This window comes from Neisseria blantyrii (genome assembly GCF_962747855.1).
Classification (GTDB): Bacteria; Pseudomonadota; Gammaproteobacteria; order Burkholderiales; family Neisseriaceae; genus Neisseria; species Neisseria viridiae.
The window spans coordinates 1-7,857 of the sequence record NZ_CAUIZY010000025.1; the positions used below are offsets into that span (position 1 = coordinate 1).

A 7,857-nucleotide genomic window follows, 5' to 3' on the forward strand; every position below is an offset into this window, starting at 1 on the left:
CCCCCCCCCCGAAGCGTTGGTGCTCGCCTGTGCCGTTGCGGACAAGAGGGTCGCCAATACGGCAACCGCCGCCGTCGCAGAGGCGCGTTTGGTGTGGTTGCGGGTAAGTTCGGATACGACTACCCAGGCATTGAGGGCCGAATTCCAAATGATGCGGTATATTTTGTTCATTTTGTTTTCTCTTTCTGTTTGTTTGAATGGTTAAAAAGGGTTTGGGGGCGGATGGTGCGGCATCCGCCCGGTGTTTTTTGGGGGTTGGGGGTTTTCTGATAAATTCCCCCAACTTAAAATCCCGTCATTCCCGCGCAGGCGGGAATCTAGTCCGTTCGGTTTCTGTTTTTTTTCCGATGGATTCCTGTTGCGTTGTGTTTCTGGATTCCCGCGTTCGCGGGAATGACGGTTCGGTGGGGGCGTAGGGTGGGCTTCAGCCCACCAATCCCACCGCTCCTGTCATTCCTACCAACTCCGCCAATTCCAACATCTCCGCCGTTTCCGCTATTTTCAGACGGCATCGGTTTGACGGCATTTAATCGGATTGCGGGATTGGTTGAGTTGGTGGGAACGGTGGGCTGAAGCCCACCCTACAGCATATCTTGCGAACATCCCGCGCCTGAGCTTATGCCCATCCCGGGCATCGGCTTTACGTATCCGCGCCGACGGGGATGTTGTTTGCGCGTGGCGCGTATGACGGCAGCTTTGAGGGTTTTCCGCTTGGAATATATCATTTTTTTCGCGGGGGGGGGGGATTTTACATTATTGGATGATTTTGAGGGAGGGGGTGTTTGGGGCTTTGGGTTGGTGCGGGTGGATTGGTGGAGGCGGCAATATTCAAAGATTATCTGAAAGTTTAGAGGCTCTGGATTCCCGCGTTCGCGGGAATGACGAAGTTTCAGACGGCATCGGAATTTTTGTGTTTTGGTGGGATGAAGCCCATCCTACGATATACGGATGCGGAAATGAATGGCAGGGCGTAATGGCAGGGTAGGCTTCAGCCTGCCGATTCCCGCTATTCTTGCCGTTTTTACGTTCCTATCGTTCTCGCTGTTTTTACCGTTCACGCCGTATCCTGCAAACTGATGCCGTCATTCCCGCGAAGGCGGGAATCCAGACCCCTCGGCACGGGAATTTATCGGATAAAACGGTTTCTTAGATTCTACGTCCTAGATTCCCGCTTTCGCGGGAATGACGGCTGTGGGGGGGTGTGTGCTTGTTGGCGGATTGGTGGGCTGAAGCCCACCCTACAGCCCGGCCTACCGGATTCCCGTTTTCACGGGAATGACGGGGGTGTAAGTTTCTGTTCCGACGGGGCTGGATTTCCGTTTTCACGGGAATGACGAAGTTTCAGACGGCATTGCCTTCCGTCATTCCCGCCTGCGTGGGAATGACGGTCGGGGATCAGCGGAAGAAGTCGCCCACTCCGGGGGGCAGACCTTGGGTGAATGCGCCCATTGTTTTGTTTGCGGTTTCTTCGGCTTTGCCCCGGGCGGATTTAAGGGCGGCGAGGATGAGGTCTTCGAGCATTTCTTTGTCGTCGGCGGCTTCTTGAATCAAATCGGGGCTGATGTCGATTTTGCGTACTTCGTGCGCGCAGGTCATTGTGATTTTGACCAATCCGTTGCCTGCTTCGCCTTCTACTTCGGTTTCGGCAAGTTTGGCTTGCGCTTTTTTCATATTTTCCTGCATTTGCTGCGCCTGTTTCATCAGGCCGCCTAATCCGGCTTTTCCGAACATTGGTAAAACTCCTGTCTGTGTTGATTGGATAAGGGAAACGGCAATGCCGTCCGAAGGGTTCGGGCGGCATTATATCTGTTTATGGGCGGTTTGCCGCCAATTCCAGTGATTCGGGCTGCCATTGCGCGCCGAATGCTTGGAGGATTTTTTGTGCGGCGGGGTCGGCTTCGAGCAATGCTTGTGCTTTTTGCCTGTCTTCGGCTTGGACGCGCTTGTCCTGCATCGCGGGGGTTTCCCGGCCGGCTTCGTCGCGCCAGTCTTGGGTTTGCAGGGTGAGTTGCAGCCCGTAGGCTTGGGCGAGGGTGTCGCGGATTTTGTCGAGGCGTTTTTTGTCGGCGGTGGCGCGTGCTTCGGCGGTCATTGCCAAAACCATCAGGCCGGTGTCGGGATGGTATTCCGTCCACGCGGAGTGTTGCGCCGGCATTTGCGCCGCGCCGAGTTTGCGGGCGAAATGCCGGACGATGGCTGCCCAGTTTTCGGTGGAAAATTCGGGCGGCGGGGCGGACGGTGTGTTGTTTCCGCCGATGCCGCCTGCTTCTCCTTCTTCGTCCGCGTCTCCGCCTGCGGTATCGGCAGGGGCGGCGTGTTCCCAATCAGGCGGCGGGATTTCTGCGCCGTCTTCCGGGGGGCAGTCATTATCCGGAATGCCGTAACCGTAGAAAGGTTCTGCAGGGGCTTCGTGCGCAAATGTTTCCGTTTCAACGGCTTCATCATTCGGTGTTGCCTGAATGGGGTTTTCAGACGGCACTTCGGACAAGGAAGCCCCGGTTTCGTTGTCGGATGCCTTGTTCTTGGAAACTTGATTTTCGGGCGGCGTTCCGGCTTCGGATGCCGTCTGAATGCTTTTTGCCGATGCCTGCGCCGTGCCGTCTGCGGTTTGGGCTTCGTCCGGCGCGTCTTCCCAAGGCGGAACGCTGTTGTTTTCCTGATGGGAAACGGGTCCGGCGGTTTTGCCTTCAGACGGCATTGCCGCTGCGGATGCCGTCTGAACGGGCGTTTGGGCGGCATCTGCTTCAGGGCGCGCTTGGGGCTTTTTTGCGGCCGCCTCCTTTTCGGCGGTTTGTGCCGATGGGGATTGAAGTTCGGTATTTTCAATCACGGCGTTTGCATCACACGAAGCCGCCGCCAAGGGCGCAAACGCCAGCATACGCAGCAGGGTCATCATAAAGCCGGCGTATTCGTCGGGTGCGAGGCCCAGGTCGCGTTTGCCGTGGACGGCGATTTGGTAGTAAAGCTGGATTTGTTCGCCGCTTATGGTTTGGGCGAGGCGGTGCAGAATATCGGAATCGGGATCGTCGTGCGCCAAGGCGGAGGGGACTGCCTGTATCAGGGCGAGTTGTTGCAGCAGTATGGCAAGTTCGCCCAAGGCGTTGTCAAAGCCGACGGCACACGCCGCCATTTCCCGCGCTTTTGCGGTCAGGGCTGCGCCGTCTTGATTGACGATGCCTGTCAGCAGTTCGTACAGGTATTGTTTGTCAACCGCACCAATCATTTGGCGGACATCGTTTTCGGCAACTTTGCCCGAACCTAGGGCGATGGCCTGGTCGAGCAGGCTCAAGGCATCGCGCATCGATCCGGCGGCGGCGCGTCCCAAAAGTTGCAGGGCGGGGGGGGCGTAGGCGATTTTTTCGCTGTCGAGGACGTGGGCGAGGTGGTCGGCAACCTGCTGCGCGGTCATATTGCGTAAGACAAATTGCAGGCAGCGGCTCAAGACGGTAACGGGGACTTTGTGCGGATCGGTGGTGGCAAGAATAAATTTGACGTGTTCGGGCGGCTCTTCCAGCGTTTTGAGCATAGCGTTGAACGCGCTTTTGGAAAGCATATGCACTTCGTCGATGATATAGACTTTGTATTTGCCGGCGGTCGGCGCGTATTGGGCGTTTTCCAAGACTTCGCGGATGTTGTCGATGCCTGTGTTGGAGGCGGCGTCGATTTCGAGCAGGTCGACATAGCGTCCGGCATCGATTTGGGTGCAGCTTTGGCACACGCCGCAAGGTTCGCCGTGTTGCGCGTTTTCGCAGTTGAGGCTTTTGGCAAGGATGCGGGCGATGGTGGTTTTGCCCACGCCGCGCGTTCCGGTCAGCAGGTAGGCGTGGTGCAGCCTGCCTTCGTCCAAGGCATTTTGCAGGGCTTTGACGACGTGTTCCTGACCGACTAGGTCGGAAAAGGTTTTGGGCCGCCATTTTCGGGCGAGAACTTGATAGGCCATGTTTTTCTCTTGGTTTCGGTCGTGATGTTTCTATCGGTGCGTCGGAATGCCGTCTGAACGGCGGCTTCGGGCGGCGTATTCTAGCACTTTCGGCTTACTGTCCGCGCAAGAACAGTGCGTCCAATTCTTTCAAAGTCAGTTTGACCCAAGTCGGTCTGCCGTGGTTGCACTGGTTGCTGCGCGGCGTGTTTTCCATATCGCGCAGGAGCGCATTCATTTCCGGCAGGGTAAGCCGACGGCCGGCGCGGACTGAGCCGTGGCAGGACATGGTGGCGAGGATGCGGTTTTCGTGTTCTTCGATGGTTTGGCTGCTGCCGACTTGGGCGAATTCGTTTAATACGTCTTTGGCGAGGGAGACGACATCGGCTTTGCCGAGCATGGCGGGAACTGCACGGACAGCAAGGGTATTGCCGCCCATATCGGATAATTCCAGGCCAAAGCCTGCCAGCGTTTCGGCATGATCGGAGAGGGCGGCGCATTCTTCGTGGGACGCGGCAAAGGTTACGGGAATAAGCAGGCGCTGGCTTTGCAGGTTGCCGTTTTCCTGACGTTGGCGTTTCATTTTCTCGTAGTTGACGCGTTCGGCGGCGGCGTGCATATCGATGAGCAGCAGGCTGTCTTCGGCTTGGGCAAGGATGTAGATGCCTAGTAATTGGGCAATGGCAAAGCCGAGCGGCGGCAGTTCGGATTGTGATGAGATGCCGTCTGAAAGCGGCGTATCTGTTTGGGGAATAGGCATTTCAGACGGCATATTGCCGAAACGTGCCTGTTCGAATTGGCTTAACTCAAGGTCGATGTCGTCGGTTTTTTTGTAAAGCTCGGCGTAAGTATTCATGGCCGCGCGGCTTTCGCGCAGGGAGAGGCTGTGTTGTTGCGGCGCACGCGCGGCTTGGTAAGGCATGGGCGCGGTTTTGCCTGATGAACCAAAGGCATTGCGTGTATCGGGTTTGTTGCCTGTCGGGTAGTTGGATGCGCGATCAAACAGATTTTCGCTGTCGTTTTCAGACGGCATTGGGGCAGGCGTAACGCCGGTAATATCGTGCAACACTTCGCCTGCGTTGCTCACGCTTTCGGTCAGGTCGGCACGCGTGTCGGCAAGGGCTTTGTCGAGCGTGTGGAATATCAGTTGGTGAATTTGGCGGCTGTCGCGGAATCGGATTTCGGTTTTGGTCGGGTGGACGTTGACATCCACGGCTTCGGGCGGCAGGTCGAGGAAGAGGACGAAGGCGGGGGTCAGCGCGTTGTGCAAAACGTCGCGGTATGCCTGTTTGACAGCGTGAAGCATCACTTTGTCGCGGACAAAACGATGGTTGACGAAGCAGTATTGTTTGTCGGTTTTGCCTTTGGCAAAAGTCGGCTTGGCAATCGCGCCGTAGAGCCGCAATGCGCCGCTGCCGCTGTCGATTTCCAGGGATGCCGTCTGAAAGTCATCGCCGACAATGGCGGCAATCCGTTCATGCAGGTTTTGTGCTGGGAGTTTGAACACTTGTTTGCCGTCGCGTTTGAGCGAGAAGGCAATGTGCGGATGCGCCAGCGCGAGGCGTTCGAGCATGGTGGCGCAGTGGGCGTATTCGGTGTTTTCGGATTTGAGGAACTTGCGCCGCGCGGGGGTATTGAAGAAGAGTTCGGCAGCTTCGATGGTGGTGCCGACGGGGTGGGCGGCTGCCGTAGGGCTGCTGAGTTTGCCGTCTTCGGCTTTGACTTGGGTAGCGTGCGCGCTGCCGTCTTGACGGCTGGTCAGGGTCAGGCGGCTGACGGAGGCGATGCTTGCCAAGCCTTCGCCGCGAAAGCCCATGCTGGCGACGTGTTCCAAATCGTTTAAGGTTTTGATTTTGCTGGTGGCGTGGCGGTGGAGCGCGAGGGTGATGTCGTCGGGGTGGATACCGCTGCCGTTGTCGCCGACGCGGATGAGGCGGATGCCGCCGCCTGCCAGCTCGACATCAATCGCCGTCGCGCCTGCATCGATACTGTTTTCAACGATTTCTTTCAAGGCGTTGGCAGGGCGTTCGACCACTTCGCCGGCGGCGATTTGGTTGACGAGATGGTCGGGCAGGGCGGCAATTCGGGACATGGCATGGGCTTCCGTTTCAAAAAACGCTTCATTCTATAATAAAACCCCTTACCTTTCTGCCTGTATTCTTGATAAAAGCCGTTTATCCCGTTTGGAAAATACCAGTATAATCACGCCATATTCCGTAAAATTGGAGCACAAAGATGTATCACTACCAATCCGAAGCCACACAATTCCTCAACCGCCTGATTGAAGAAAAACCTGAGTTGGAACAGCAGCGTTTGGAAAACAGGGGGCTTTTGTGGGATGTCGAACTCAATCCCGAAGAACAGGAAAACTTCGAGGCGGCAAAAGTGGCGAAAAAACCTTATACCTATTACCAAGACTGAACCCGCCGAAATGACGACCAATCTGTCCAATGTCGCACCGGACCTGCAAAACTATTTGAACGCCATCGGCGAACCCGAACATCCCGTTTTGACACGGCTGCGCGAGAAGACCGGGCATCACCGTATGGGAAAAATGGCGATTGCGCGCGAACAGGCGGCGGTTTTGGTTTGGCTGGCAAAGCTGATCCGTGCGGAAAAATATCTGGAAATCGGCGTGTTTACCGGATACAGCAGCACCGCGCTTGCATTGGCGTTGCCCGAACACGGGCGGATTACCGCCTGCGACATCAATGTAACCTTTACCGATACGGCGCGTCAGGTTTGGAACGAGGCCGGTGTGGCACATAAAATCAGCCTGCACCTGCAACCCGCATTACTGACATTGGATGATTTGATTGCACAGGGTGAAGCCGGAAGCTACGATTTGGCACTGATAGACGCAGACAAACCGCCCACGCCGCAATATTTCGAGCGTTGCCTCAAGCTTGTCCGGCAAGGCGGCATCATCGCCATCGACAATATTTTGCTGAACGGAAGGGTGATGCGCGAGGAGGCTTCCGATGCACCGCCCAGCGTCGGCATCCTCAAAGATTTCAATCAAAACCTGCCGAACGATACGCGGATTGTCCCCATCACCCTGCCCGTCGGCGACGGTTTGACCCTGCTTCTGAAAAAATAATGAAGATCAAATTACCGCTTTTTATCATTTGGCTGTCCGTATCCGCCGCCTGTTCTTCCCCTGTTTCCCGCAATATTCAGGATGTGCGACCCGAACCGCAGGCAGAGGCAGGCAGTTCTGACGGCATTCCCTATCCCGTTCCGACATTGCAAGACCGTTTGGATTATCTGGAAGGCAAAATTGTCCGGCTGTCGAACGAAGTGGAAACGTTAAATGGGAAAGTCAAAGCACTGGAGCATGCGAAAACACACCCTTCCGGCAGGACATACGTCCAAAAACTCGATGACCGCAAGTTGAAAGAGCATTATCTTGATACAGAAGGCGGCAAGGTGTCCGCATATGCCGGTCCGACCGAGCAAAGCCTTTATAATCAGGCGCTCAAACACTATCAAAACGGCAGGTTTTCTGCCGCAGCCGCCTTGTTGAAGGGGGCGGACGGCGGAGACGGAGGCAGCATCGCGCAACGCAGTATGTACCTGTTGCTGCAAAGCAGGGCGCGTATGGGGAACTGCGAATCCGTCATCGAAATCGGAGGGCGTTACGCCAACCGTTTCAAAGACAGCCCAACCGCGCCCGAAGCCATATTCAAAATCGGCGAATGCCAATACAGGCTTCAGCAAAAAGATATTGCAAGGGCGACTTGGCGCGGACTGATACAGACCTATCCCAGCAGCCCGGCGGCAAAACGCGCCGCCGCAGCCGTACGCAAACGATAGTTTTTCCATGCTGCAGCTGATGAACATCTGAAAACCAAAGGAATTCACTAAGATGAGAAATATGACAGAAATAAGGTGGAGGAATAATCAAGTTATCAGCATTGAGACTAAACGAAAGGATG

7 protein-coding genes and 1 other annotated feature are annotated in these 7,857 nt (G+C 56.0%); of the genes, 3 read left to right on the top strand and 4 right to left on the bottom strand.

Going from position 1 to position 7,857, the window contains the following annotated elements; all coding sequences use genetic code 11:
• The 4 genes from Q9J80_RS10680 to mutL form a co-directional block, all read right to left on the bottom strand.
• Positions 1–171, bottom strand: a 171-nt coding sequence (locus Q9J80_RS10680) for an ESPR domain-containing protein (RefSeq protein ID WP_304671760.1), incomplete at its 3' end; no start/stop codon positions are given.
• Between the two features lie 1,224 nt (positions 172–1,395).
• The gene (locus Q9J80_RS10685) at positions 1,396–1,731 is read right to left on the bottom strand and encodes a YbaB/EbfC family nucleoid-associated protein (RefSeq protein ID WP_301672982.1); all 336 of its coding nucleotides are present in this window, start codon (positions 1,729–1,731) and stop codon (positions 1,396–1,398) included.
• A gap of 79 nt (positions 1,732–1,810) precedes the next feature.
• Complete coding sequence (gene dnaX / locus Q9J80_RS10690) at positions 1,811–3,940, bottom strand: DNA polymerase III subunit gamma/tau (RefSeq protein WP_304672866.1); 2,130 nt, start codon at positions 3,938–3,940, stop codon at positions 1,811–1,813.
• Positions 2,712–2,751, bottom strand: a sequence feature (This ribosomal frameshift element is known only in the genus Neisseria.). (Overlaps the previous gene by 40 nt.)
• Positions 3,941–4,034: 94 nt before the next feature.
• A complete protein-coding gene (gene mutL / locus Q9J80_RS10695; RefSeq protein ID WP_304674185.1) occupies positions 4,035–6,011 on the bottom strand; it encodes a DNA mismatch repair endonuclease MutL in 1,977 nt (658 codons plus the stop codon).
• A gap of 143 nt (positions 6,012–6,154) precedes the next feature.
• On the opposite strand from mutL, the gene Q9J80_RS10700 reads away from it, so the two are divergent.
• Genes Q9J80_RS10700 through Q9J80_RS10710 form a run of 3 tightly spaced genes read left to right on the top strand, consistent with a single transcriptional unit; the run spans position 6,155 to position 7,735 of the window.
• Complete coding sequence (locus Q9J80_RS10700) at positions 6,155–6,340, top strand: DUF3460 family protein (RefSeq protein WP_002216929.1); 186 nt, start codon at positions 6,155–6,157, stop codon at positions 6,338–6,340.
• 10 nt (positions 6,341–6,350) lie between these two features.
• Positions 6,351–7,019, top strand: coding sequence for a class I SAM-dependent methyltransferase (locus tag Q9J80_RS10705; protein WP_003674506.1), 669 nt, complete (start codon positions 6,351–6,353; stop codon positions 7,017–7,019).
• Positions 7,019–7,735 (top strand): tetratricopeptide repeat protein, encoded by a 717-nt coding sequence (locus Q9J80_RS10710; RefSeq protein WP_301672979.1) that lies wholly within the window; start codon positions 7,019–7,021, stop codon positions 7,733–7,735. Before Q9J80_RS10705 ends, Q9J80_RS10710 begins: the two co-directional genes overlap by 1 nt.
• The last annotated feature ends 122 nt before the right edge of the window (positions 7,736–7,857 follow it).

Coding starts and splice junctions, on each gene's coding strand:
- dnaX (WP_304672866.1), bottom strand. CDS start 3,940: ATGGCCTATCAAGTTCTCGCCCGAAAATGGCGGCCCAAAACCTTTTCC.
- Q9J80_RS10705 (WP_003674506.1), top strand. CDS start 6,351: ATGACGACCAATCTGTCCAATGTCGCACCGGACCTGCAAAACTATTTG.
- mutL (WP_304674185.1), bottom strand. CDS start 6,011: ATGTCCCGAATTGCCGCCCTGCCCGACCATCTCGTCAACCAAATCGCC.
- Q9J80_RS10710 (WP_301672979.1), top strand. CDS start 7,019: ATGAAGATCAAATTACCGCTTTTTATCATTTGGCTGTCCGTATCCGCC.
- Q9J80_RS10685 (WP_301672982.1), bottom strand. CDS start 1,731: ATGTTCGGAAAAGCCGGATTAGGCGGCCTGATGAAACAGGCGCAGCAA.
- Q9J80_RS10700 (WP_002216929.1), top strand. CDS start 6,155: ATGTATCACTACCAATCCGAAGCCACACAATTCCTCAACCGCCTGATT.